We start from the raw sequence: 24,557 nt of genomic DNA on the forward strand, positions 1-24,557 counted from the left end.
GTCCCGGCCGTGCGGCCGTCAGACCTCGTCCATATCGTCGGCGTCGGGGGCGCGGAAGGGGCGCAGGCCCTGGCTGGGGCTGTTGGCCTTGATGTTGAACAGGGAGTGACCCAGGAGGTTGATGCCGGTCCTTGGGCACGAGAACCTCGACGTGCTCGGTCGCTACAGCTTCCCCGCCTCCAGCCGACTCCAGCGCCCTGCGGCCCCTGCGCGACCCGGACACACCCGAACTGGACGATGACGACGACGGCGGGTAGGGCTGATCTTCCACAGGGGCCGGGGGTCGGGGCTGGGGCCAGGCGAGCCCCGGGACAAGCCAGGTGCGTCCGTCGCTGCCCCGGTCCGCCCGTCACAAGGCGGCCCTGGGAGTGCATCAGCTATGGGGGCGGGCGCCAGTCACGTGCTCGGCCGCGGCCGCCCTGGGGGGTGGGGTGTCTCGTTTCCTGACCCGGAGTCCGAAGGCGACGCCGATGAGGACGAGCGCGGCTCCCGCGATCTGGTTGAGGGAGGCGGTTGCCGTGCCGGTCACGGACAGGGCCAGAAGTGAGGCCAGGGGGATGAGGCCGTTGAAGAGGCCGGTCCGGCCGGTACCGAGCCGCTCGACGGCTCCGTACCACATCAGGAAGACGACCATGGTCACGCCGAGGGCGAGGAAGGCCAGTGCCGAGAGCTCGGCGCCGCTCGGTCGCCGCAGCACAGGGGTCCCGGTGACCGAGCCCGTGATCACGGCGGTCAGGAAGAGCATGCCCGAGGCGAGGGCGCACGCGTAGGTGATAGCGGTCAGCGATCCGAGCGCCTTGGTGGCGGGCGCACCGAGCAGTGTGACCGCGCACACTCCGGTGAGGGCCAGGCACGACCACGCGAAGCCCTGGGCGCTCCACTGCACTGTGCCGCCGGTGGACAGCTGCGCCACAGCGGACCCGCAGGCCACACACAGGGCCCCGGCCATCAGGCTCCGGGAGGGACGCACCTGAGCGAGCAGGGACTGGACCAGGACGATGATCAAAGGTGCGGCGCCCAGCGCGACACCGACATTGCCCGGCGAGGTCATCGAGGTGGCGTAGACGAGCACGACGCCGTACCCGGCCATCCCGGTCGCGGCCAGCAGAAAGACCCATGCCATCTGGGCCGGGGAGGGCCGTATGAAGGTGTGCCTGCGTATGCGGGCCCAGACCAGCAGGAACACGGTCGCGAGCCCGTAGCGGACGGCCTGTCCGCCGATGAGCGGATAGCCGTGAAGGTGGGTGGCAGCGGCGACGGACCCGCCGATGAGGCATACCGCCCCGAGAGCCAGGGCGGCCCCGGAGCGTTCTCGTGCATCGAACATCATGCGGCCACGCTGACATCGATGCGTCGTAAGCAGAAGTACGATATTGCTCACTAGGCAGTAAGGGGAACTGATGATTGAGGTGCAGCGGCTCGTCCTGTTCCGCGAGGTGGCCCACCGCGGGAGCTTCGCCCGCGCGGCCCAGGCACTGCAGATGACCCCGTCGGCGGTCTCCCAGCAGATGGCGGCCCTCGAACGCGCCGCCGGGTTGAGGCTCTTCGAACGCAGCACCCGAGGCGTCACCCTCACCCCGGCGGGCCAGGTCCTCGCGCGCACCGCCGACACCGTCCACGGCGAACTGCACCGGGCCCACCGGACACTGGCCCAGCTGCGTGACCAGGGCCCGCCCACGGTGACCGTCGCCACTTTCCCCAGCGCCGGCGCCTTCCTACTCGCGCCCGCACTGGCAGCACTCGCGGCGCGACGCGACACCCACGTCGACACAACGGTGATCGAATCCGAACCTACTCAGGCTCTGGCCGCCCTCGGTGACGGCCGCGCCGATATTGCCCTCGTCTACCACTTCAACACCAGGCATCCCCCACCGAGCTGGAAGGACGCCGCAGCCCGCTGCACCTACCACCCGCTCCTGCACGATGACCTGCGCTTGGTTGTATCCGCCGACCACCGACTCGCCTCGCGCCGAGCGGCCCGTCTCGAAGACGTCGCCGACGAACCATGGATTCACGGATGGGACCTGCTAGGAGACGCGGTCGACGCGCTCACCTCCGCGCACGGCCTCACGCCCAAGGTGATCTGTCGCTCCAGCGATTTCCGCTTCATGCAGGCGCTCGTCGCGGCGGGAGTCGGAATCGCCATCATCCCTTTCCTGGCCGTCGAGGACCGGAACGACACCCGCGCCCTGCCCGTCACGCCCACCGCCAAGCGCCGCATCGGCGTCTACACCGCACCAGGCACGCCACCCGCGCCACCTGTGCGCGCACTGCTCGAAGCCCTCCAAGAGCGAGCCGAAGCCCTGCACCCGAACTGACCGCTGCCGGGCCGCCGACCGGACCCGACGCCGTTCACCGCACCCAGCCCCGCCGCAGGAGACCACCGCCGGAACCCTCGTCCACCGGCGTCGCCCGCGAAGTAGCGGCCCGGAACCGGATTCGCACAAACGATGGCACCCTCAAGTGATCAACGCACCACCCACGGATGACATGTGATCGTGGAGGCACAGGTGCGTGACTACGGGTTTTCGCCGGCTCAGCAGGATGAGATTTGGAGACGCTGGCGCGAGGGGCAGACGTTCAGTTTGATCGGGCGGGCGCTCGGGGCGCCGATGCATCACGTCCGTCAGTTCCTTTACCAGGGCGGCGGTATCCGTCTCACTCCGCGGTAGCGATCAGCGCGGCATCTGACCGGTGGCGAACGCGACGAGATATCCTGAGGCATCACCGCCGGAGAGTTCGCCCGGCAGCTGGCCGGAAGGCCGGGCAGATCGCCTTCGACCGTCTCCCGCGAAATCGCCCGCAACAGTGACCGGGACCGCTACCGAGCCGCTTCCGCCGACGAGGCCGCCTACACGTGTGGGCGCCGGCCCAAGCTCGCCCAAAAGCCCGCTAGCCGCTACAGGGCCATCGTCGCGCTCCCTGACGGCACAAGGCGGAGCAGGTCACTTCGCACCTCACCATGAGCCTCCTCGGCATCCCGCCGCAACTGCGGCGGACGCTCACCTGGGATCGAGGGCGAGAGATAGCCGAGCACCAGGCCATCACCGCCGAGACGGGAGATGCCGATCTACCTCTGCACGCCTCGGAGCCCGTGGCAGCGCGGCACCAACGAGAACACCAACCGGCTGCTTCGGCAGTACCTGGCCAAGGGCGCGGACCTCCGTACGTTCAGCCAGGCCGACCTGGATGCCATCGCCCATCGCCCATGAACTCAACCATCGGCCGCGCAAGACCCATGGCTACCGCACTCCGGCAGAGGTCTACGCTGACCTCTTGAACAGCGGTGATGCGCTAACCGCTTGAGCTCGCCATCCTTTGCCAGTGAACTACGATCGGCTCTCAGTGGGCATTGAAAGAGAGTCTGTGCCAGTAAGTAGGTTTCAGGGCTGTCTTGTTTGAGGTGTTTGCCCCCTACGCACCCCCTCGCCTCCGTGGCCTCCTCGACGCGGCCGCCCGTTTGCTCCGCTCCTCATGCATGAAGTCCGTCTGGTTCGAAGATGAGGCGGAAACGCCGAGCAGCAGCGGAACGGCACCCTCCGCCGCAGCCATGCTCACGCTACGGCGTGAACCAGCGCAAGCCCTACCCCAGCGACCTGTCCGACGCCCGATGGGCCCTGATCGAGCCGACGTTAACAGCCTGGCGGAAGGCCCGGCTCGACCGCAGGCCCACCGGCCAGCCTCCCAAGGTCGATTTACGTGACGCGTTCAACGCAATTCTCTACGTCAACCGCACGGGAATCCCCTGGAAATACCTTCCGCACGACTTCCCGGGCCACGGCACGGTCTATTTCTACTACGCGGCCTGGCGTGACGAGGGAATCTTCGCCCAGCTCAACTATGACCCCACCGGCCTGGCCCGCGTCAAGGAAGGCCGCGAGCCCGCGCCGACCGCCTCGGTCATCGACACCCAGAGCGTCAAAACCTCCACCAACGTGCCCCTGACCAGCCAGGGAACCGATGCCGCCAAGAAGATCGTCGGACGGAAACGGGGCATCCTCACCGACACGATCGGCCTCATCCTCGCCGTGACCGTCACCGGCGCCGGCCTCTCCGAGAACGCCATGGGAATACGCCTGCTCGACCAGGCCAAGGAGATGTACCCGACCATCTCCAAGAGCTGGGTCGACACCGGCTTCAAAAACGCTGTCGTCGAGCACGGCGCCCAGCTCGGAATCGACGTCGAAGTAGTCCACAGAAACCCCGGAGTCCGCGGATTTCACGTCGTGAAACGGCGCTGAGTAGTAGAGCGGAGCATCGGCTGAATCATGATGCACCGCCGCCTCGCCCGCGACTACGAGACCCTCACCACCAGCTCCGAAGCCATGATCCACATCGCCTCCATCGACAACCTCGCCAAGCGCATACCGGACGAGACCACATCAACCTGGCGAGGAACCTATTAGGGCATAAGCGGCAATACGCCTACTTCAAACGCCCTCTCAGAACCCGTTCTCACGCAAAATACTCCAGCCGTAGATCGTGATCTTCACCGTTTGTGGATGGATCTCCGCCTGCATACAGATCAGCTGTCTCGGAGTGTCCTGACGACCGCGATGGCCTGATCCAGCAAGTCGATGGGGCAGCCCCAGTAGTCATAGATACCGCCGCGGGCGCGGTTGCTGCCACAGACAACAAAGACGCCGGTCCCCAGCTCAACCTTGAGGTGGGTGGCCAGCCAGCCGACGAAACCGCTGTTGTCCATGTGATCGGCGAAGTGGAAGGAGAAGATTCCGAAGCTTTCGACGCCGTCGCCCTCCTGGGTGAGCGGGACCAGGCGGCTCCAGCTCTCCCGGTCCCGAACGACTGCCAGCGTCTCGGCGGTGAGCGTCGGCGGCTGGTCGGCCGGAGACTCTTCAAAACACCAGACGCCGTCGTGCACGACGAGGTCAGCCTGAGCGATCACACGGCGTAGCCGCTGCTCTGTCTGTTCCGTAGTCTCCATACTCACACTGACCATCAGTGAGACTCCTTGATCCGTGAAGCCGTGATCCCACCCGGGGATCATCGCGCGATCGCCTCCTCTGTCGGAACGAAGGCTCCTGACAGGGCAACCGTCATCGCAACGCCCTCGCCGTCTCGTCTATTTCGCACGCGGCTTTCCTCGTCTCCGGAGACTCCGACGAGCAAGATCGTGATCTTCATGTGGTGGCTGCCTGTCGTCGGTAGTGGCAGGCGCGTGCTCGGGCTTGGTGGCGTCGTCGCCAGCGGGACCAGTCGAGCCGGTGTGCCGCCGTGTGGTGGGGCCGGACGGCCAGGGTGATGAAGAGTCGCTGGATCTCGTTGCAGGACAGCGGGATCAGCCCGTCAGGGGCATCGTGCTGGGCGTGTTCGTCGGCTCGAACGACGGTGAGGAAGGCATGGGCGAGCATGGCCAGAGTGACCCAGCGGGTCCAGGACGAGTAGCGGCGGACTTGATGCTCGTCCAGTCCGGCCAAGCCCTTCTCGGCCTGGAAGGTCTCTTCCACCCGCCACCTTGATCCAGCAACTCTGACCAGGGTGGTCAGCGGGACGGCCTGCGGCGAGTGGCAGCGGTAGTAGGCAAGTTCACCGTTGCTGCGGTTGCGCCGGATCAGTAGCTGGCGGTGGCCGGGGGCATCCTCGGCCAGGTCGATGACGGCCCAATGGTAGAAGCGGTGGCCCTTCGCGCCGTCGCCGGCGGACAATGGCTGCCAGGCACGCTTGGGCAGCTTCTTGGCCAGCGCGTCGGCCCGGAGCTTGCTGGCGCCAGTGGTCACCTCGGCCGAGCAGGCCACGGCCAGCACATAGCCGACGCCCCGTGCCTCCAGCGCGGCCCGCAGTTTCGGGTTGCCGCCGTAGACCTCGTCCCCGGCAACCCAGGCGGCCTGGTGTCCGGCGTCCAGGAATCGTTCGATCATCGCAGTGGCCAGTTCCGGCTTGGTCTTGAAGGTGAGCTCGTCGTCGAGCCCGGCGGCCTGACAGCGATCCGGATCGCTGGTCCACGAGCGCGGGATGTACAGCTCCCGGTCCACTGCGGCGTGTCCGCGCTGCCCAGCGTAGACCACGTAGACGGCGACCTGGGAGTTCTCGATCCGCCCGGGGGCCCGTATTTCAATAACTGTCAATCACGGGTTTCCGCGAGGGTTGTTCGGGCGTGTAGCTGTGCCAATGTGCGGGCGGGCGATCCGGGTATCGGCGTGACGAGGATTCCGTGCAGGTCCAGGAGCCGTTTTCCGTCCTGGTATTGGATGGACAGGTTGGTGCGGTTGACGCCCAGTAATTGGGCTAGGAACGTCATGGTCACCGCTCTGCGGCGGCGCAGGATGGCTGCCAGGAGCCGGTGGGTGTGGTCCACGCTGCTGGTCTGCGGGTGGCGGTAGCTGCGCGGACGGTGGAAGCGTCGCTGGAATGCCGCCTCGGCCATGGCATCCCAGAAAGGTTCCGAGACGGCTACCAAATGGTCGAAAGCGGTTCGTGACATGCCGGTCAGGGCTGGTCTGGTGAGCATCATGGTCAGGGCCGGATCGGTCCGGCGAGTGCTTGCCGGCGCGTAGGGTGTTCGCGGTGGCACGGGAGACAGTGTGTAGTTCCAGTCGCCGTGGAAGGCGTTGGGTGTGATCGGAAGGGCGTGGAACTCGGCGGGTGTGACGCTGATGCCGAGGTCGTAGCTTCCTGTGTCCAGTTCGGCCCCAATGGTCAGGCCGGTCTTGGTTGTTGTGGCGGCGATGGTCTCGAGGACCACTTGGTAGCTGGTCAGCGGTCGCCCCCGCCAGTTCGCGGTGATGTGGCAGAACATCCGGTGCTCTATCTTGTTCCACTTCGAAGTCCCCGGCGGTAGGTGACAGACCGTGATCTCCAGGCCGCTCTCTCGTGCGAAGGCGGCCAGGTTGCTCTTCCAGGTCCAGCGGCGGGGGTCGTTGGAGCCGCCGGAGTCGGCGGTGATCAGGAGCCGGCCGGCATTCGGGTGGTCCGCCCGTCCGCGGTGCTGCCACCAGCGGCGGATGGACTCCACCGCGAACTGGGCGGTGTCGTGGTCGGTGCCGACGTTGACCCACCCGGTGTTGTTGGCGATGTCGTAGATCCCGTAGGGGATCGCCATGGGCTGGTCGTTGGTGGTGAACGTGTGGCAGTCCACCTTGATCGCGTTCTTGCCCGGCCGCCAGGTGCGACCGGGCCGGTCACGGTTGCCGAGCCACTCCTTGGCCTTGGTGTCGACGCTGATCACTGGCTGGGCGTCGTTGAGGAACTCGGTGGCGGTGGCATTGAGGTGGGTGAACTGGGCATCACGGTCCGGATGGCTGATGCCCTCTGTTGTCTTCGCGGTTCCCTGCAGGCTGTAGCCCAGGGTGTGCAGCAGGTGTCCGACGGTTGAAGCGCTGATCGGGTGGCCCTGTGTGGTGAGGGTCGAGGCCAGAGCCCGTAACGACAACGTGGTCCATCGCAACGGAGAGACGGGGTCGCCTCGAGTGTGCGGCTCGATCAGCCACTCCAGCGCGGGCAGCAGACCGGATTCGGTGTCTGTCAGCCGCTTGCGGCCGGCGCCTGGAGCCCGGACCCGTCGGGTCGGCGAGGAGCCACCGGCCAGCTCGGCAATACCTCGCGCGATGGTGGCAGTGCTGGTGCCGGAGGCGGCTGCGACCCGGACGATCCCGCCGTGCCCGAGAGCCGTCGCCTCACTGGCCAGGTACAACCGGCGGCGACGCTCATCGAAGTGCGGCAGGATCTGATCGAACTTAGTTCGCAGGGCACGGGTGGCAGCGCGGCCTGACAGACACGGAGTCATATCACAGACTCGCACCAACACCCCTCTACCGAGCACTTATTGAAATACGGGCCCCGGCGGTGCCGGTGTACTGGCGCTGGACGCCGACGGTGTGAGAGCCCTTCTTCACGTGGCCGGTCTCGTCGACGACCAGCACCGCGGCCTTTTCACGGAGGTGCTCGACGACGTAGTCGCGGACATCGTCCCGCACGGCGTCGGCATCCCAGGCCGCGCGGCACAGCAGGTGCTGCATGCCGTGTGGCGCTGCTTCCCCGGCCCATTCGGCGATCGTCCAGCAATTCTTGCGGGGCAGGTCCGCGAGCAATCCAAGCACCAACCGCCCAGCCCGCCGCCGGGGTTCGACCCGCGCGAACCGTCCGGCGATCCGGCCCATGAGGACCTCAAAGCTCGCCCGCCAGCGGGTGGGATCTATGCTGTGACCTGCGGCCACCGTCTCTTCGTTAGTCCACACAACTCACGATGATCAACGGTGGCCGCAGCCATACCCACACCGGCCCCACCAGCAAGATCACGATCTACAGCTGGAGTAAAAAGAGGGACGGACCTCCTTCTGAGACTTGCATTGTGCAAAAATCCGGACCCATGACGGACCCTCAGCAGCCTTCCCCGACCAGCCGGTCGGACGCCGACGATGTCGAACAGCACGCCTGCGAAGTGTGACGCACAGCCCGGCTCGCCGTGCCGCTCGCGCTGCTGTGCCGTCGCCTCCGCCTACCACACCCGCCGCTTCAGCAAGGTGCCCCGCCTGTCGAAGGTGCCCACCGCAGTCGGGCCTGCGCGCCCCCGAAGTCCGTCCTGCTCACGGGAGTGACAGCGCGTACTCGGGCGGGTCCGGCGCACAATGTTCAGGGTGTACCGCTGGACGAGCACCGAGCTACTGGTGTCACGCAGCGTCGAACGTGGCCGGGGTGACGGCAGCGGTGAGCCCGCCCAGGACCGCCGCCGCGATCGCCGACAGCCGAGGAAAGGACCTCCTGCGGGGGAGGATGTTGCGCGCATGTCAGAACGTACCGACAAGCGCGGTCGCGCGCGGCGTCCTGGAGCCTGTGAATCCGGATTGCGCGACGCCCTGCGCTCGCAACCCGGCGTCCCGTTCTGCCCGGTGCGTTTCGCACCGCCGACAGTGGTGCCCCCGCCGTCCTTGCCGTCCGCGCCCCTTTCCGAGGGGGCTGCCCACCCGGGGCACAAAGCCCTCGGGGGTAGCTCACCGCCCTCGCGACGGACCGGCGGAGGGGCCCACGGCGGGAACTCATCGTCGCGCGAATAGCTCCTTCTCCGCACCGCCCACGGCGCCCGGGCCGGACGGCTCCTCGGTTCCAGGACACTTCGGCTCGTCTTCCGTGGTCCGGGCGGGCAGGGTCTGCTCGGCCCAGATCGTGTCGCCCGTGCGTGTGGCGGCTGCCCCAGCGCTGGGTGAGCTGGGCGACGAGCAGCAGACCGCGGCCGCCCTCGTCGAGGCACCGCTTCTACTTCCGCGAGCGGACGGCCGTGACCGCCTTCAACTTCGGCAAGCCCCTCGACTGACGAGAGCCCCGCCGGACGGGCAGGACAGGCAGGCCACTCTCGCGGAATTGGCCTTCCTTTGGTGACGGTTGGCCTCGCTAACTTTCTTGGCATGCGAATCCAGATCGTAGACGCCTTCACCACCCGACCCTTCGCCGGAAACCCCGCCGGTGTCTGTCTGCTCCCGGCCGGGGAGTGGCCGGACGACACGCGGCTGCAGCAGATCGCCGCGGAGCTGAACCACGCGGAGACGGCCTTCGCCCTGCCGCTGCCGGCCGGGGGCGAGGCCGATTGGGAGATCCGCTGGTTCACCCCGACCGTCGAGGTCGGCCTGTGCGGCCATGCCACTTTGGCCACGGCGCACTCGCTGGAACGGGACGGGCTGCTGCCGGCCAGCGGGTCGGTGCGGTTCCGCAGCCGCTTCCACGGCCTGCTCATCGCGCATGCCGGGGAGGAGGGGGAGATCACCCTGGACTTCCCGGCCGCGCCGGCCATTGAGGTCCCCGTCCCCGGCGGCCTCGCCAAGGCGCTGGGGCTGCGGCCCGAGGCGACCTTCCGTACCGGCGCCCTGGGCCATCTCCTGACCGTGCTGCCCGACGAGGCGGCCGTACGGGGGCTGCGCCCCGACCTCGGGGCGATCGCGGCCCTGACCAGGCGTGAGGAACTGTGGGGGGTCATCGTCACCGCCGCTGCGGCCGCGCCGGGGTCCGGCTACGACTTCGTCTCCCGCTTCTTCGTGCCCGCCAACGGCATCCCCGAGGACCCGGTGACCGGCAGCGCCCACACGGCGCTCGCCCCCTACTGGTCGGCGCGGCTGGGCAGGTCCGGCGTCCTCACCGGATTCCAGGCGTCCGCCCGCACCGGCCTGGTCAGTACGGAGCTGCGGGCGGACCGTGTCCTGCTCACCGGGCACGCGGTCACCGTTCTGGAGGCGACCCTGCGCGTCTGACGGTCCGCCCGCGGCGACTGTGACCCCGGGACCCCTGCGGCGGCGTCTTCCCGGGCGCCCGCGTCCCCATCGCCGTCCACTTCGGCATCCGCGTCCGCGACCGTTCCCGCCTCCCCTTCTGGTACTCCGACGGCTGTCGGCTCCTCGGTGCCCTCGGCCCCGACCCGGCTGAGGGGCGCGGTCGACACCAGGATCCAAGTAGGAACGGCACAGCCAGATCATCCAGGCCGGCGCAGAACCGCGCCACGTCCGCGTTCAGGAAACCGATCGTCGGGTCATCGCTCGCCCGCACACCCTGATGACCCTGATCGATGACAAGCGCATCTCCGTCCACATGGACCGGCGCACGACGGAACTCATCGCCGCGCGAGTGGCTTTTCCCCACCACCGCCTACGGCGCCTCGGCTGGATCCTGTGTCGCTTACGGTGCCTGAGGCCCGTTCTCCGCGCGTCCGGTGGGCAGGGCCTGCTCGGCCCAGATCGTCTTGCCCGTGCGGGTGTGGCGGCTGCCCCAGCGCTGGGTGAGCTGGGCGACGAGCAGTAGACCGCGGCCTCCCTCGTCGAACACGCGGGCCCGGCGCATGTGGGGGGCCGTGCTGCTGGAGTCCGAGACCTCGCAGATGAGCGCTGTGTCAAGGATCAGGCGCAGTTGGATGGGGGATCCGCCGTAACGGATGGCGTTGGTGACGAGTTCGCTGACGACGAGTTCGGTAACGAAGCCGAGGTCCTGCAGGTGCCAGGTGGCCAGTTGCTCGCAGGCCAGTGCACGGGCGCGGGCGACGGAGGAAGGGTCCGCGGGTACGTCCCAGGCGGCGACCCGGCTGGCTTCGAGCGCACGGATACGGACCACGAGGAGGGCGACGTCGTCGGCGGGCCGGTCGGGCACCAGACTTTGTAGGACTCCGTCACAGATCTCCTCCAGTGCACGGCCGGGGCCGCCGAGGGCCCGGCGGAGCATCGCGAGTCCGTCGTCGAGGTCGCGGTCGGGGGCGTGGACGAGGCCATCAGTGTAGAGGGCGAGGATGCTGCCCTCGGAGATGTCGAACTCCGCGGTTTCGAACGGCAGACCGCCCAGCCCCAAGGGGGGTCCTATCGGCAGGTCGAGGAAGGAGACCTTGCCGTCAGGGGTGACCATGGCCGGGACAGGGTGACCGGCGCGGGCCATGGTACAGCGGCGTGAGATGGGGTCGTAGACGGCGTAGAGGCAGGTGGCTCCGACCTCGCCCGGGCTCGGTGGTTCCTCGGCGGCATCCTGTGTCCGCTCGGAGTCCAGGCGCAGGACGATGTCGTCGAGCTGGGTGAGCAGTTCGTCGGGGGCGAGGTCGACGTCGGCGAGGGTGCGTACGGCGGTGCGGAGCCGACCCATGGTGGCGGACGCCTGCACCCCGTGGCCGACGACATCGCCCACGACGAGGGCCACCCGGGCTCCGGATAGGGGGATGACATCGAACCAGTCGCCGCCGATGCCGGCGCGGGAGCTCGCTGGCCGGTAACGGGAGGCGACCTCTACGGCCGCCTGTCTGGGTGCGTGCTGCGGGAGCAGACTGCGCTGGAGGGCGAGTGCCGTGTCGCGTTCCCGTGTGTAGCGGCGGGCGTTGTCGACACACACCGCCGCGCGTGCTGCGAGTTCCTTGGCGAGCAGCAGATCGTCGTCGTCGAAGGGTTCCGGTGTCCGGTGGCGGCCGAGGATCGCCAGGCCGAGCGTGATGCCGCGGGCCCGCAGCGGCACCACCAACAGGGTATGGATGCCGTGGGTGTCGATGCTTCGGACACTGTCAGGGGAGTCCGCGGCCCACCATCGCCGCCCGGCTTCGTCGACGGCGTGGAACAGACCGCGGCCGTCCGTCAGCACGCGTCCCTGCGGCGAGTCCTTGCGGTAGCCGTGCGTGGCACCGACGGGGATCGTCACCTCGGGACAGCCCTCTAGCACGGACCGGCAGGCGGTGCGACGGAAGACGGGCGCGGCATCGGGCATAGCGCCCGTCTCGTCCCCGGCCAGCGCGGACTCCAGCAGGTCCACGAGAGCGAAGTCAGCGAAGTGCGCCGTGTACACCTCGGCCAGTTCCTCGGCGGTGCGGGCCACGTCGAGGGTGGAGCCGATCCTGACGCTGGACTCGTTGAGGACGCTCAGTCTGCGCCGGGCGAGGAACTGCTCTGTACTGTCCATGGCCGCCAGACACAAGCCTCGTATCCGGCCCGCATTGTCCTTCAGCGGGCTGAGGGACACCAGCCAGGCGTGTTCGCGGGGCTCGCCGGGGGCGTGTAGCCAGGCCTCGTACGGCATGGTCTCGCCCGTACGCAGGACCCGCTGCACCGCGTCACCAAGGCCCTCGAAGCCGGGGAGGCGCCGCAGGCCGTCGACCGATTCGCCCACCCGACGGCCGAGCAGATCCCTGGAGGGCCTACCCATCACCCCCTCCATCGCGGAGTTGGTGGACACCGCGAGCCCGTCCTGGTCGAAGAGGGCCACCGGGACGGGGAACTGCTCCAGCGCCCACTTCTGCAGCTGCGCCGCCGGCTCTGGCACGGTGGCCGTGAGAAACCAGTGGACGGCACCGGCCCCGTCGAGCAGCGGGTGCGCGTCCAGCCGCACCTCGACGGGGTGGCCGTCCCGGTGCTGCACCACGACCGTACCGCTCCACTCGTCCGGCTCGGCCAGGCTGCGCAGGGCATCGACCGGCAGTGGTTCGGCCAGCAGATCCGCCACGAAGCAGCCAATCACGTCCCCGGGCTCGAAGCCGAGCAGGCGGCGGGCCGCGTCGCTCCACGCGGTGACCAGCCCTCCGGCGTCCGCCGCCGCTGCGGCGGGGCCCCGGTTCACCGATGCGGCCCTGCGCTCGTCCACGGGTTCATCCTTCTCGACGGCACCAGTGTTAGTACTCATTGTGCGCCGGACCCGCCCGAGTACGCGCTGTCACTCCCGTGACCTGGACGGACGTCGAGGGCACGCGGGCCCACGACAGCAGGTACTCCGCTCTACGGCAGGCGTTGCCGGCCGCAGACAGGGCCCGCTCCGGCGCGTGATCGTGTGTCGTGAGGGCTGGGAGACGGCTTCTGCCCTGCTGTGACTCCGCGGGCCTCGCCGGGGCCGCTCATCGATGGTCGAGGCCCCATCGGTTTGAGGTGGCGGAGGGGGCGGTCGTGGCACTTTCCGCCGCCCCGGTGTCCGCCTCACACCGCTCCCGGTCCGGCGGCGAAATCAGCCGGTGAGCAGCGAGCCGGTCGGTCCGGAACGTCACCTCCGGTACCCCGTCGCCGCCTAGGCGGTCGATTCCTTCGGGCAGTTCATCGGCGGTCAGGGGGGTGCCGGCGTAGACGGCCATGAGGACGCCGGTGCATGCGTCGCGTTCCGCAGCGGATAGGCCCGGCGGGAGCCCGAAGAGCCGCTTCTCGCTTCCATCCGTGCCCAGTTGCACGCGAAGAGCCGGACTCAGTTCGTTGCCCGACGCCGTGGCGGTGAGCCGCCAGAACTGGACCTGTACGGTGACTGGTGCGCACAGCGGCCGGCCGTCGGCCGTGCCCCGCGGGCGGACCTCGACGACTGCCTCCTCGCCGGACGCGTCCTCATCGAATGACACGGCGGAGCGCAGCCACTGCGCCTGTTGCTGCGCTGACCAGCCTCCGTCGTCCCGGCAGCCGCTGGCTTCCACGCCGTCGGCCCTTCCCGCACAGCCGGTCGCCAGCAGTGCGGCAGCCGCCGCCAGCGACGTCAGCGAGGCGAGTGCGATGGGCGTTCTGGACATTGTTTCCCTCGATCGGAGTGGGCGCGGCCGGACGCCTAGACGGGCGGGCGGGAAGCAGTCTCGCCCGCCAGCCGGGGTGGCGGGGGCGTCGGGACGGGCATGTCGCCGTTCTGTGATCGCCAGACGTAGGCGGGTGTTCACGGGCCGTCGCGCAGTCCGTCTCGCCGAGAGGGGCGCCGTCTGGCCCAGCTCTGCAGTGTCAGCTGCTCAGCTTCCGACAGCACCAGTGGTGGCAGCCTGTTATCGCCCATGCCATGAGGACACCGGACCCACATGATCTGAAACAGAACACGACTCATGGGGCGAGCCCACACCTCAAAACCCGGTCACTAGGGCGCGTCACGGGCAGTGGGTCCTGGACCAGGATCAGGCGGGAGTGGCGTCCGCCGGTGTGGCGCCGGTGGGGGTGTTGCGGATGAACTCGCTGATGAGCAGGGCTGTCAGATCGGGTTGGTCGCGCATCACCCAGGTGCGGCTGTCGGGAATGGTCTCCAGCTGGGCGCCGGGCACGATCGCGGCCAGTCGCTCGCCGTGCGCGTAGGGGAAGAGCCGGTCCTCGCGGGCGAAGGCCAGCAGGGTGGGCCGGTCGAAGGAGGCGAGCCGCCTTGCCGGTTCGAGCAGGGCCGTGGGGACGATCCCACGGGTGACCTTGACGCAGTCGCGCCGGACGCCGGGGTCGGCGAAGAAGGCCCCCAGCCAGTCGTCGATCAGATCGTGGGGCAGTGCGCCCCTGGTCAGCAGGCCGAACCCGAAGGGCATGCGACGAACGGCACGCAGCCGCAGGGCCTGGAAAACCAGGGTGAGCAGACCGGGCACCCTGGAGGCGGGGACAAGTGATCTGAACCAGGGTGACGGGCAGTTGTCGAAGCACTCGCCGTTGGTGAGGACGAGACGCCCGATCAGCTCGGGATGACGGGCGGCGACGAGCTGGGCGACGGCGGTGCCGAGATCGTTACCGACCAGGGTCACCCGGGGCAGATCGAGCGCGACGATCAAATCCGCGACCAGCCGGGCGATCCCCGGGAGGCTGAGGTCCGTGCCGGGGTTCATCGGGGTGCGGTGGGCACCGAGGGGCAGGTCGGGGGTGATGCACCGGAAGTCTGGGGCGAGCCGGGCGACGACCGGTTCCCAGAGCCTGCTGTCCATGAGGTACCCGTGCAGAAGCAGCACAGGCTCGCCTTCTCCGGTGTCCCGGTAGTGGACGGTTCCCTGGTCAAGCGTGAGCTGTGGCATGGCGGGCACCCTTCGGGGCAAATTACGTACAGACTGTATGCATGTAGAGTGGCATACAGGCTGTACGGAACTCAAGGGGGCAGGATGGAATCGACCGGCACCAAGCACACCCAGCGTTCCCGGGCGACCCGGGCGGCTCTCATCGCCGCCGCCCGGTCGCTGTTCGGCGAGCGCGGCTACGCGGGGGTGGGGACCGAGGAGATCGTCCGGGCCGCCGGGGTGACCCGGGGGGCGCTCTACCACCAGTTCCGGGACAAGAACGATCTGTTCGACGCCACGGTGCAGACGGTCGAGGCGGAGCTGACCGAGCGGATCGCCGGGCAGGTCATGACGACCGCCACGGATCCGGTGCAGGCGCTTAAGGCGGGGGCGCGCGCGTTTCTCGACGCCTTCGCCGAGCCGGACGTGGAACGCGTTCTGCTGCTGGACGCCCCAGGGGTGCTGGGCTGGCGGCGGTGGCGGGAGATCGGCCAGGAGCACGGCCTCGGAGTGATCACGGCGGCCCTGGAGGCGGCGATGGCGGCCGGGGCGCTGGCCCCCCGGCCCGTACCGCCGCTGGCCCACATCCTTCTCGGCGCGCTGGACGAGGCGGCGCTGATGGTCGCGCACGCGGACGATCCCGGGGCCACCCGCACGGAGATGACGGAGGCACTGGAGCACCTGGTGGACGGGCTGCTGGTGCGGAACGGGAACTGAGCGGGTGCCGTCCGCCGATCCTGTGCGCGGTTGCCCGATCCACCAGGTACCAGGCGACCTCGCGTTTCTCCGGCGGGCCGTACACCTTCGCCGTCGCACTGTAAGGACAAGGGCGTCCCCGTCCCGGACATCGCGAAGAAGCTCACCATCAAGTGGGAAGAACGCAGGCAAGTCCCCATCCGTCGCATCCCTCTACCGAGTACTCGCAGAAGCTGAACATGCCGTCGCAGACCACGGCCTGCCGCTTCGGCCCAAGCCCGTCCGCATCCGCCGCCCCGGGGAGCCGCTTACCCCCGAAGAGATCGACCTCCGCGACCGGCTCCAGGCCCAGCCCCACCCAAACGCCGGAGCCACTCCCCTTGGATGACCTGGCGACCGGCGACCCCGGCGAACGCCTTCCCGCCGGGGTCCTGCTCTCGCAAGATCAAGTGCTTAGCGTTAATGGCTGTTCTGATGGTCCCCTTGGCCGATCTCCGTCTCCAGCGCCCGCCACATCGCGCCCGCATCCAGATCCGCGCCGCTCTCGGCAACCAGGTCCTGCTGCTCGCTCCACAGCCGGAACACCCCATCGAGCATCCGTGACGCCTTCGCCACTCGGCCCCGGGCCGCCACCCAGTCCCGGTCTGGCGCGCGGCGCGCGGCGCTGATCAGCCTCACCTGCATCAGCAGCACGAACAGAGCCAGCGCGTCGTCGGTCGCCGCGGCCTCCATGTGCCGGCTTTGGGGCTTACGTCGGCAATACCCGTGGACGTGATCTTGCGGGCATGGTGCCGAGCACGGTTGGCCCACGGCAGGCGCCGGTCCCGGTTTGGTCGTAAGGTGGGCGCTTCAGTCGTCGATCGTTTCGGATGCTACAGCTGGCGCGGCTTGCCTCCGGGGCCGGTAAGTGAGGGCGTCGGTCAGGCGGTCGGCGTCAAGGGTCAGACGGACGATGTGGTGGTCTGATATACCCGGTTCGACCTCGATCACGTCGACCTCCCTCACCGCTCCGAGTAGGGCGGGCGTGGCGTAGATCCTGTCGATCCGCGTGTCCGGGCCGTGCGTCGGACTGGCGTTCATCGTGCGGGACGCGGCTGCCTTGTCGCCATCACGGGTGTTCGCCCAATAGCGGGCCACGTCCTCCAGGCCGGCGGTGCGCAGAGCCTCATCAGGGCAGGTGTCCAACAGCCGCTGCCCATCGCGGCCGATGTGGGAGCGGTGGAGCCGGTGCGGCCGGTCGGCGATCTGTTCCAAATCCGGCAGGGGGAGGTCCCCTTCCAGACCGGGCACCGGGTAGGAGTTGTTGTCACCGCCCATGAGGGCGGGCATCAGCATCCGCTCGCCGTCCGGCATCGTCCACTTGCGGTCGGCCCACTTCGTCAGCCGCTCCACCTCGGCCTGGCGGGTTGTGGCCGAGGCGTGGTTCAGGTGATAAGAAGCCACAACAAGGGGCAGGGACTGGCTGCCGCCTGGTGTGAAGCGGAAGACCGCAACCGTGGGTGGATGAACCCAAACAGGGCCGACGTCCTCACACACCCTCAGCGGCTGGAACAGCGTCGGGTTCGCGAAGACGGCCGTACAGGCTCGGGGGCCGAGCCAGCCGCGCAAGCCAAGGACAGCCTCAACCTCGTACATGATCCGGTTGCCGTCCGCCGCAGCACCATCCATCTCTTGGCGGAGGACGAGGTGAGGGTCGAGGGATGCCAGCAGCTCGTGGGCACGCCGCCGCTTGGTGGTGTCACCAGCACCGTTGCGTTTGAGGTTCCAGCACAGGACTGTCACATGCTGGCTCATGCGTTCACCTTTGAAGAGAGAAGAGAGTCGTCTTCGCGTCGCCCGTAGCCTCATCCCCGAATGGACGATTTGGGCACCGTCAAAAACAGTGTTCCACAAGCCGCTCGCCATCCAAGGCCAGGCGCCAGAGCCCCGCCCGAGCTTTGTGTGCTTGCCTACCCATCAGATGTCGTTCTGCCCAGGTCGGCCCTGCGGTTCCTGTACGACCTGCTGGTCGTGCGACAACGCCAGCGGGGGACGCTCTGGCGCCGACTTCCAGCGAGCCGACAAGCTCTGCGCGTACTGGCCCATCTGTGGTGCGGACACACTTACGCGGCCCTCGCGCGGCACCGCGGCGAGCAATACCGGCTGTCCGACCGTTTCCAGATGCCGAGCGGGCTGTCGCTGGCGTACCAGGTATCCCCCCGCACTCCGGACAACGGAACCGGGGCCACGGGTGCCTCCGGCCCTCGATCAGAGCCCGGTATGCCTCACCTCCGGCGTCGGTCGCTGCCCAACGGGCCCGCGCCACCCGCCGAGCTCTCGATCGTCTGCGCCTTGCTCAGCTACCCGTACCGGGCCCGCGGGGACAGCCGGTTCACCGGCACCCTCGACAGGTTCACCCGCCCCAGCGCGAACGCGGAAATCTCCTCCACTCGCTCCATCGCCCGCGCCATCGCGGTCCTCATCGACTTCGTCGGCGGCATACGCAGCCGCCGCTCCAGCTCCGAGACCCGCTTGTTCTACGGCACCACCAGCAAGCTCAGCCAGCGCCGGCGCGAGCGCATCATCGGCCCGGCGCGCGACGGGCCACCGCCTCGTACAGACACCACTCGGCCCCCGTGCGGGGCCTCCGACACCTGCCGTGCCAGCACCGAGACGCCGGGCAGCAGCACCCTGCGTCTGTCGTTGGATCCATTCACGACGCGCATACCCCCGAGCCTCCATCCGGGTGGCCATAGCGCTGATGGCGGCAGTCGTCAGCACGGGGACCGACGACCTGACCCGTGCTCATGAGTCCCTGATGCCCCCAGCCGTTCCAAGCAAAATAGGTGTATCTGGTTGATACCGATCCGGCTTGCCGCAGCGCTGCTATCAAGTCGATCGCCTTGCTGAGGTCGGTCAGTTCCCCCGTCAGCAGGCGAGGGAGGTCGCCCCCTCCCTACGCGCGAGTCTTCAAGCAAGTTGATATGTAAAGAGTTTGACAATTTGATGGGGGTCGGCTCTATTCTTCCATCCAGGAGGCGTCCCCCTTGCATGCCCGTATAGGCCCCACCGCGGGCACAGCGATTCTGTGCCACGCGTGGTTCTTCTTCGGTTTCCTCTATGAGGAGATCGTCGATGTCCCGAACATGATGATGGGCGCACATGCTGTGGAAGCCCAGTCTTTGTGGGACCCGTACCATTCGGTCACCAACCCGGTCTTCTACTATGCGATCGTGGCTGTCCCGGCCCTGGGCTCGCTGGCCTTTCTCTGGCTGAAGCGGGGCGGGCTGTCGCCCGCGAACCAGACTCGCCTGCGACTCGCCACCTACGGCCATCTCGCCATGGCCGCGCTCACCTTCGTCGCCGTCACGCAAATCAACCGTACGCTGTATTTCGGGCCTCCGATCAACGACCCGGCGCGCGTCGACACACTTGCCTGGGCCTGGTTCGGGGTCAACGCTCTGCGCATCGGGGCCACAGCCTTCGCCACAGTCAAACTCATCGACTTCTACCTGAACATCCGCGATACGTCGACACGTTATCCTGCATGACCTGCCTCTCGACCGCCCACCACCGAGGTATCACGGCAGCCGCATCAACGGGATACAACAGCCCGCAGGCCAGGGCCGAAGCTGGCTCTCACCGTGGCAGCGTGCATTGATGATCCGGCGCGGGCTCGGGCGTCGGCTGCTTCCCCGCGGGGTGCCCTGTCGCGATTGTCGAGGGGCTGGAGGTGGTCACGGCTGAAGCGCCAGGAACGCCGGACCGGCCGCGTTCGCGCCGCAGATCAAGCCTCGCCACGATCGGGATCTTCCCTTTCGCAGGTTGGGGGCCAGCACGTAAGGGCTGTCCTTCCCACAGCGGGCGGCTGGGCACGGCGGGCTGCCGCATGGTGCTGGAGGCCGGGCGCGGCCGAGCTGGTTGAAGGGCGACAAGGTGGCGGACCCACGCCTCACGATCGGTGGCGTCACCGGGTGACAACCCGCGTCGCGCCCACCTCCGTGGCATCCGTGGAACTCTTCGAAGCCGTGGATCTACGTGAGTAACGTGACGGTCGCGACGGGCCGCTCACGGAAACCGTCAGCGTCTGAACCTGACTTGAGGCTAACGTTCGATTCTCTCGACGATGAATGATCGGAAACTTGCGCTAGAAAAAGTGCTGGCTGATCGGCACAGTAGCTCCGAATCCATCAATCACCCGAACGAACGGCCGGTGGTCTTGCGGAGCCTGATTGCGTCCCGGTCCGCACGCGAGCGATCACGCCACACCAACCGTGTCCACCTGCAATCCGTTGACCTGCCGGACGGCAGTACGGACGCACCACACTACCCATGGAAAGTGAGAGCCGGCATGAGTGAGCAGTCTCTCCTGATGCCTGCGGCGCCATAGGGAGCGGTCTATCTCAGTGTCGAGGCAGGAGACGCCGGTTACAGCAAGTCGTTGAAATCCTGTACGTCAGCGTGATCGCCAATTGGCGGCGCCGTCGGCACCGGCCTCCTAAAGGCCGGCCCGAGTCCGGTTGACCGTGCACGTCCGGGCTCGAAGCACCACGTGCCGACCGACGCACACGGCACCCGCTGCGGGTGCCGTTCGGCGGCCCGCAACGACGTCACGCAGTTCCTGCCGCTGGTCGACCGCGTGCCGCCGGTGCGGGGCAAGCAGGGCCGGCCCCGGCGCGGTGCGGTGGGTTGCCAAGTCCGCCATCGCCTGGCTCCACGGCCCTCGCCGCTTACGCTCGCCCGCAAGACCCCAGCATTCTGAAAGGACCCCGTACACATGGAGGATTGAATACAGCTCCGCCATCCTCCAGAAAGCCAGAGGGGCATGCCCCGAAATCAAAATTTGAGGTTTGACGGTGAGTCGCAAGTATTTTATATCCGGTGTCATGTTGCTGTTCGTGGCAGTTCTCCTCGGCGCCCTCACCACATACGTTGACATGCACGTCCAGCAAGCCGCGGCCCGCGCGGACCGCAGTCTCTACCTGGCGGACCGCTACATGCTCGAGGCGAATGAGGCCGTCAACCTTCATCAGCATCACTTGCTTCAGGAGGCTCGGTCTTGGACTGGGTGGTCCGAGTTTGATCTGGCTGAATTGGACGACCAGAAGCAGGACAGGTTGTGGTTCGGCGCGATCACGGCTTCGGCACTGATCGCAGGCGCCGTAATCCTCATGCTCGGTCGCCGACGCCCAGTGGTACCAAGCAAAGCCTCGGCGCGATTGATCGGTGTGGCGCTACTGGTCGTCGGCGGTCTTGTCGGCGCCCTGACCATGCAAGTCCACACACGCGTCAACGAGACCGAGAACTCCAGGGACTTCAATCGCGCGCTGGCGGATCGCAAGTTGCGCGAGGCGGATCAGGCTGCGAACGTGCAACGCGAATGGGAACTTCGGGACGAAGCGTGGAATGCGGAATCCTGGGTGCGCAATGAATCGGTTGTGCTCGAGGTCCAGCGGCAGACCAGGTTGCGGTTGGGCCTTACCTCAGCTTCAGCACTGACCGCAGGAGCAGTGGTTCTCTTCATCGGCCGCAGACGCCCGGCGGTGCCGGGCGAAACATCGCCAGGGTGACCTTGCACGGACATGCTGCCGATGAGTACCGGGGGGAGCGTGCCGCTGTCCCCGGGCTGCGTGTCGAAGCAGCGGTCCCGGCCCTCGGCGTCGGCAGGCACATCCTGGAGGCGCTGCACGCCTCGCTGCGGACCCCGCCCAAGGGGGCAGGACCCGGCTGGAGTTCAACCGGAAGGCCCACTTCCTGGCCTTCGTCCCATCGCCGCAGCCCTCATCAACTGCGGCCGACTCCCCAAGTGAAACGACGTCTCCTTTGTGAAGTTTTGATCAACAAAGCGCCGGCATTCCGGGCCCGCACAGTTACCACCACAAGGAACACTTCGCCATGCATGTCTCGAAACTGCTGCCCACTGCTGTCATGACCCTTGCACTCTCGCTCGTGACCGGTTGCGCAGCCGACGTCACGACGCCGGCCAAGGAGGCGTCGTCATCGTTGCAGACCACCGGAGCCCCCAGCACAGGTGCCGCCGACAGCAGTGCCGGCGGGGCTTCCGGTTCGCCGCCGTCCAGCACAGCCAAGCCGCTTCAGCTCACCGGCACTAATAATGTGCAGTCCGCCGACTGCAGGGGACGCGACACGACCATCGACGCTGAGTCCAGCAGTTTCTTCATCGAGGGGGATTGCGGGACCGTCACCGTCAGCGGCAGCCATAACTCGATCTACGTGGAGTCCGCCGACATCCTGACGGTCCGCGGGAACGTCAATGGGGTGGCAGTGAAGATCGTCAGTACCCTCAGAGTCGAAGGCCTCAACAACACGGCGGCCTGGGTGCGGGCCTCCAACGGAGACCACCCCGAAGTGACGGCCGGGGGTGCCACCAACAGAGTCGTCCGCGTCAGTGAGCAGCAGTACAACGACGCACTCACGGAAGACCAAGAGCCGTAGTAGCAGGGAGAAACCGAACGCATCGACTTGCGACCCCCTCGATTTCCACTGATCCGGGGGTCCCTCTCGCCCGCTACACGCCAGGCGCTGTCGGGACCAGACGCTGAGGCCGCCGTAGGCTGACAGAACGCCAGCCAGGTCACCGGGTTCGTGCCGCAGGGTGGCGTTCGAGAAGGCGAGAGTGGTTGCGGCGAGGGCGTGCGGGCTCTCGATGCGGCCCAGGGAGCCGGCTGTCGAAAACACAGGCGGCAGGCACAGGGGCCGTCCATGAAGGTGAGGTATGCGGCGGCGCTGGGGGTGGTGAGCGGCGTACACCGAGTCCTCGGTGATCCAGGACAGTCCTACCATCTCCACGGCTGACGCCTGACGTGTGTGCCGGTCCGCTCCCCCCGAGTCCCGCAGCCGCCGCACGCACCGGTCGGATCGACCACGGCCACGCCCGGATTAGCCGGGACCACAGCGGTGGCATGCCGAAACCGCCCGAGCGCGGAGCCCAGGTGTAGCCCCTGGTCGCCGCCGGCACCCGCACCTCCTCCGCACCGTCCCGCGTCTCCAGGAGCAGGAACATCTGTGGCGGCTGTTCTCCGCCGTACGGGCCCTGCGCGGAGTTGACCGTTCGCCCGCCGGGCTCACGCGTGTGTCCACTCCCGCAGGATGCGCTCCCGGCGCGTGGACGCCGCGTCCGTGGAGGGCGGAGCAAGAGGGGAGGCCGATTCCTGAAACTCACCTACAGAGCCATGGACGCCGGTCAGCGGCCCGGCGTCGCGTCCGAGGGGCTGGGGAGATCAGGCGGCTTCGGGCCAAGAACGGCGAGCTGCGGCGCGCCGGCAGGCTTTCGGAGTAGAGCCGATTTCCGCGGAGGAGCCCGGTAGCGAACCTCCAGACGGTCCAGTTGCGGCCCGGGGGCGGAGGGGCTGAGGTTGCCTGGCAGCCTGGGCAGTCCCGGTTGCACCGGTCCGAGTTGCTACTGCAACAGTCTTTGGGTTGACTGGTTGGCAGCTTCTGGTGGTGTGGCCGCGTCGTTTGTAGTGGCTGGTGCGGGCCTGGAACTGTCGTCTGCGGCGCCAGTTTGACCAGTGCAGGACGTGTTTGACGGGTGGTGGTCGGCGGTGGGTGAGGCGGGTGATCAGGCGTCGGATTTCGGGGAGGGTGAGGGGTATGAGCTGGGAGGATCCGTTTGTGCTCTCCCTGTGTCGGCCTCGCGGGCCTTCAGGACGGTGAGGCAGGCGTGGGCGGCCATGGCGAGGGTGATGTGGCGGTGCCAGCCGGGATATCGGCGGACTTGGTAGTCGTCCAGGCCGCATTCCTGCTTGGCGGTCTGGAAGCATTCCTCGACCGCCCACCGGCTGCCCGCGACGCGGATCAGTTCGTCGAGGGTGGTCTCGGCCGGGCAGTAGGCGATGCTATAGGAGATCTCCTGCGGCCGGCTGACGCTGCAGCGAGCGATTACCCAGTGCCGGCGGTCCTCGCGGTGCCAGGGCCGGACCTCACCCCTCCACGACCTTTCGCGGAGCAGGACTGGCGCGATAGGCGGGTCGAATGTCTCTTCGCGGCAGCCGATGGCAAGCGGAGGGGCCTGGTCACCAGACGTCGTAACCCGGCGCTATGCGCACTCCTGAGTCCAGGATTCCAAGGGCCGCGGACAGGGTTTCGCGGATTTTGCGCTGATCTGCCCGGCCCTCCTGGTCGAGCAGATCCGGCTTCACGACCTCACTCAGTTCGTCGAAGTGGAAGTGGGTCGGGTACCCCGTCATTTTTCCGATGAGGACGGCTCGTGGATTGCTGGCGAACTTCATCGTGCAACCGGGAGGATTGAGGATGGTCCTGGCGGTGGTCTCGCCGTCAACGGTGAGCCGGCCGCCTGCGGTGTCATAGCTACCGTGAATAGCGTTGGCTACCGTCAGGTTGCCGCGAACCGCCATCTCAGGGCAGCCGGAGAGCAGGACGTTGACGGCTCGTACGCTGCCGGTCACCAGAAGCAGACCGCCGACGTTCGTCGACCACAGCAGATCGCCGTCCACGGTCAGATCGCCGTCCACGATCACGCTGTACGGCGTCCCCGCCGGGCCCGCACCGGCGGAGACGCCACGGGATACGTGAAGTCCGCCGGTGTACAGGCGGATCTCCTGCCTGGCAGGGAAGCGACGCGCCGGGCGCATTGCCTTCTCCGGGAGGGCGAAACCCTGCTCGGCCGTCTCTTGGCTGAGGATCTGGTAGGAAGCCGGATCAGTGATTACCATGCGATGCCCTTCATTGCTTCCGCTCCGACAGTGCA

The 24,557-nt window shown here is 67.8% G+C and carries 14 protein-coding genes and 9 pseudogenes; 10 read left to right on the forward strand and 13 right to left on the reverse strand.

Annotated features, from left to right (window positions below):
- Positions 1 to 373: 373 nt before the first annotated feature.
- Positions 374 to 1,330 (reverse strand): DMT family transporter, encoded by a 957-nt coding sequence (locus ACWGIU_RS00005; protein ID WP_453701426.1) that lies wholly within the window; start codon positions 1,328 to 1,330, stop codon positions 374 to 376.
- 70 nt (positions 1,331 to 1,400) lie between these two features.
- Between ACWGIU_RS00005 and ACWGIU_RS00010 the strand changes: the two genes are divergently transcribed.
- The 3 genes and pseudogenes from ACWGIU_RS00010 (at position 1,401) to ACWGIU_RS00020 (ending at position 4,406) form a co-directional block, all read left to right on the forward strand.
- Entirely contained in the window at positions 1,401 to 2,318 is a 918-nt protein-coding gene (locus ACWGIU_RS00010; RefSeq protein WP_453701427.1) for a LysR family transcriptional regulator, read from the forward strand.
- A 674-nt stretch (positions 2,319 to 2,992) separates the two neighbouring features.
- Positions 2,993 to 3,306, forward strand: a pseudogene (locus ACWGIU_RS00015) (IS30 family transposase); the annotation flags it as partial.
- Positions 3,307 to 3,566: 260 nt separating this feature from the next.
- Positions 3,567 to 4,406: pseudogene (locus ACWGIU_RS00020) on the forward strand (IS5 family transposase).
- Positions 4,407 to 4,525: 119 nt separating this feature from the next.
- Here ACWGIU_RS00020 and ACWGIU_RS00025 read toward each other — a convergent pair.
- The 5 genes and pseudogenes from ACWGIU_RS00025 to ACWGIU_RS00045 form a co-directional block, all read right to left on the reverse strand.
- Positions 4,526 to 4,960 (reverse strand): DUF6196 family protein, encoded by a 435-nt coding sequence (locus ACWGIU_RS00025; protein WP_453701428.1) that lies wholly within the window; start codon positions 4,958 to 4,960, stop codon positions 4,526 to 4,528.
- Between the two features lie 181 nt (positions 4,961 to 5,141).
- Positions 5,142 to 6,059, reverse strand: a pseudogene (locus ACWGIU_RS00030) (IS701 family transposase); the annotation flags it as partial.
- Positions 6,060 to 6,086: 27 nt separating this feature from the next.
- Positions 6,087 to 7,744 (reverse strand): annotated as a pseudogene (locus ACWGIU_RS00035) (ISAzo13 family transposase).
- Between the two features lie 52 nt (positions 7,745 to 7,796).
- A pseudogene (locus tag ACWGIU_RS00040) lies at positions 7,797 to 8,117 on the reverse strand (transposase); the annotation flags it as partial.
- 876 nt (positions 8,118 to 8,993) lie between these two features.
- Positions 8,994 to 9,207 (reverse strand): annotated as a pseudogene (locus tag ACWGIU_RS00045) (hypothetical protein); the annotation flags it as partial.
- A gap of 152 nt (positions 9,208 to 9,359) precedes the next feature.
- Between ACWGIU_RS00045 and ACWGIU_RS00050 the strand changes: the two are divergent.
- Positions 9,360 to 10,196 carry a PhzF family phenazine biosynthesis protein gene (locus ACWGIU_RS00050; protein ID WP_453701429.1) on the forward strand — a complete coding sequence of 279 codons (837 nt, stop codon included), beginning with the start codon at positions 9,360 to 9,362 and terminating at the stop codon, positions 10,194 to 10,196.
- Positions 10,197 to 10,617: 421 nt separating this feature from the next.
- Here the strand turns inward: ACWGIU_RS00050 and ACWGIU_RS00055 are convergent, their stop codons facing one another.
- The 3 genes from ACWGIU_RS00055 to ACWGIU_RS00065 form a co-directional block, all read right to left on the reverse strand.
- A complete protein-coding gene (locus tag ACWGIU_RS00055) occupies positions 10,618 to 13,080 on the reverse strand; it encodes a SpoIIE family protein phosphatase (protein WP_453701430.1) in 2,463 nt (820 codons plus the stop codon).
- Between the two features lie 208 nt (positions 13,081 to 13,288).
- Positions 13,289 to 13,939 carry a hypothetical protein gene (locus tag ACWGIU_RS00060; protein ID WP_252308817.1) on the reverse strand — a complete coding sequence of 217 codons (651 nt, stop codon included), beginning with the start codon at positions 13,937 to 13,939 and terminating at the stop codon, positions 13,289 to 13,291.
- Positions 13,940 to 14,305: 366 nt separating this feature from the next.
- Complete coding sequence (locus ACWGIU_RS00065; RefSeq protein ID WP_386088964.1) at positions 14,306 to 15,172, reverse strand: alpha/beta fold hydrolase; 867 nt, start codon at positions 15,170 to 15,172, stop codon at positions 14,306 to 14,308.
- 84 nt (positions 15,173 to 15,256) lie between these two features.
- Between ACWGIU_RS00065 and ACWGIU_RS00070 the strand changes: the two genes are divergently transcribed.
- A complete protein-coding gene (locus ACWGIU_RS00070) occupies positions 15,257 to 15,868 on the forward strand; it encodes a TetR/AcrR family transcriptional regulator (RefSeq protein WP_252308819.1) in 612 nt (203 codons plus the stop codon).
- Between the two features lie 438 nt (positions 15,869 to 16,306).
- Here ACWGIU_RS00070 and ACWGIU_RS00075 read toward each other — a convergent pair whose 3' ends face one another.
- Complete coding sequence (locus ACWGIU_RS00075) at positions 16,307 to 16,579, reverse strand: hypothetical protein (protein WP_266599576.1); 273 nt, start codon at positions 16,577 to 16,579, stop codon at positions 16,307 to 16,309.
- Positions 16,580 to 16,696: 117 nt separating this feature from the next.
- Positions 16,697 to 17,641 (reverse strand): endonuclease/exonuclease/phosphatase family protein, encoded by a 945-nt coding sequence (locus tag ACWGIU_RS00080; protein WP_386088959.1) that lies wholly within the window; start codon positions 17,639 to 17,641, stop codon positions 16,697 to 16,699.
- Positions 17,642 to 17,788: 147 nt separating this feature from the next.
- Here ACWGIU_RS00080 and ACWGIU_RS00085 point away from each other — a divergent pair.
- The 5 genes and pseudogenes from ACWGIU_RS00085 to ACWGIU_RS00105 form a co-directional block, all read left to right on the forward strand.
- A pseudogene (locus tag ACWGIU_RS00085) lies at positions 17,789 to 17,965 on the forward strand (IS5/IS1182 family transposase); the annotation flags it as partial.
- 908 nt (positions 17,966 to 18,873) lie between these two features.
- Positions 18,874 to 19,377 carry a hypothetical protein gene (locus ACWGIU_RS00090; protein ID WP_453701431.1) on the forward strand — a complete coding sequence of 168 codons (504 nt, stop codon included), beginning with the start codon at positions 18,874 to 18,876 and terminating at the stop codon, positions 19,375 to 19,377.
- Positions 19,378 to 20,327: 950 nt separating this feature from the next.
- Positions 20,328 to 20,498 (forward strand): annotated as a pseudogene (locus ACWGIU_RS00095) (IS5/IS1182 family transposase); the annotation flags it as partial.
- A 214-nt stretch (positions 20,499 to 20,712) separates the two neighbouring features.
- The gene (locus ACWGIU_RS00100; protein WP_453701432.1) at positions 20,713 to 21,396 is read left to right on the forward strand and encodes a hypothetical protein; all 684 of its coding nucleotides are present in this window, start codon (positions 20,713 to 20,715) and stop codon (positions 21,394 to 21,396) included.
- Between the two features lie 325 nt (positions 21,397 to 21,721).
- On the forward strand, positions 21,722 to 22,282 hold the full coding sequence (locus tag ACWGIU_RS00105; protein ID WP_314245603.1) for a DUF3060 domain-containing protein: 561 nt from the start codon (positions 21,722 to 21,724) through the stop codon (positions 22,280 to 22,282).
- A gap of 1,126 nt (positions 22,283 to 23,408) precedes the next feature.
- Here ACWGIU_RS00105 and ACWGIU_RS00110 read toward each other — a convergent pair.
- Together ACWGIU_RS00110 and ACWGIU_RS00115 are read right to left on the reverse strand one after the other, a co-directional pair.
- Positions 23,409 to 23,777 (reverse strand): annotated as a pseudogene (locus ACWGIU_RS00110) (IS701 family transposase); the annotation flags it as partial.
- An 85-nt stretch (positions 23,778 to 23,862) separates the two neighbouring features.
- Positions 23,863 to 24,522: a hypothetical protein gene (locus tag ACWGIU_RS00115; protein WP_314245601.1), complete on the reverse strand. Its 660-nt coding sequence runs from the start codon at positions 24,520 to 24,522 to the stop codon at positions 23,863 to 23,865.
- Between the last annotated feature and the right edge of the window lie 35 nt (positions 24,523 to 24,557).

This window comes from Streptomyces sp. NPDC054840 (assembly GCF_053611065.1).

What these genes read in the sequence shown, in the direction of transcription:
- ACWGIU_RS00005 (WP_453701426.1), bottom strand. Translation starts at nt 1,330, where the DNA reads ATGATGTTCGATGCACGAGAACGCTCCGGGGCCGCCCTGGCTCTCGGG.
- ACWGIU_RS00010 (WP_453701427.1), top strand. Translation starts at nt 1,401, where the DNA reads ATGATTGAGGTGCAGCGGCTCGTCCTGTTCCGCGAGGTGGCCCACCGC.
- ACWGIU_RS00025 (WP_453701428.1), bottom strand. Translation starts at nt 4,960, where the DNA reads ATGGTCAGTGTGAGTATGGAGACTACGGAACAGACAGAGCAGCGGCTA.
- ACWGIU_RS00050 (WP_453701429.1), top strand. Translation starts at nt 9,360, where the DNA reads ATGCGAATCCAGATCGTAGACGCCTTCACCACCCGACCCTTCGCCGGA.
- ACWGIU_RS00055 (WP_453701430.1), bottom strand. Translation starts at nt 13,080, where the DNA reads ATGAGTACTAACACTGGTGCCGTCGAGAAGGATGAACCCGTGGACGAG.
- ACWGIU_RS00060 (WP_252308817.1), bottom strand. Translation starts at nt 13,939, where the DNA reads ATGTCCAGAACGCCCATCGCACTCGCCTCGCTGACGTCGCTGGCGGCG.
- ACWGIU_RS00065 (WP_386088964.1), bottom strand. Translation starts at nt 15,172, where the DNA reads ATGCCACAGCTCACGCTTGACCAGGGAACCGTCCACTACCGGGACACC.
- ACWGIU_RS00070 (WP_252308819.1), top strand. Translation starts at nt 15,257, where the DNA reads ATGGAATCGACCGGCACCAAGCACACCCAGCGTTCCCGGGCGACCCGG.
- ACWGIU_RS00075 (WP_266599576.1), bottom strand. Translation starts at nt 16,579, where the DNA reads ATGGAGGCCGCGGCGACCGACGACGCGCTGGCTCTGTTCGTGCTGCTG.
- ACWGIU_RS00080 (WP_386088959.1), bottom strand. Translation starts at nt 17,641, where the DNA reads ATGAGCCAGCATGTGACAGTCCTGTGCTGGAACCTCAAACGCAACGGT.
- ACWGIU_RS00100 (WP_453701432.1), top strand. Translation starts at nt 20,713, where the DNA reads ATGTTGCTGTTCGTGGCAGTTCTCCTCGGCGCCCTCACCACATACGTT.
- ACWGIU_RS00105 (WP_314245603.1), top strand. Translation starts at nt 21,722, where the DNA reads ATGCATGTCTCGAAACTGCTGCCCACTGCTGTCATGACCCTTGCACTC.
- ACWGIU_RS00115 (WP_314245601.1), bottom strand. Translation starts at nt 24,522, where the DNA reads ATGGTAATCACTGATCCGGCTTCCTACCAGATCCTCAGCCAAGAGACG.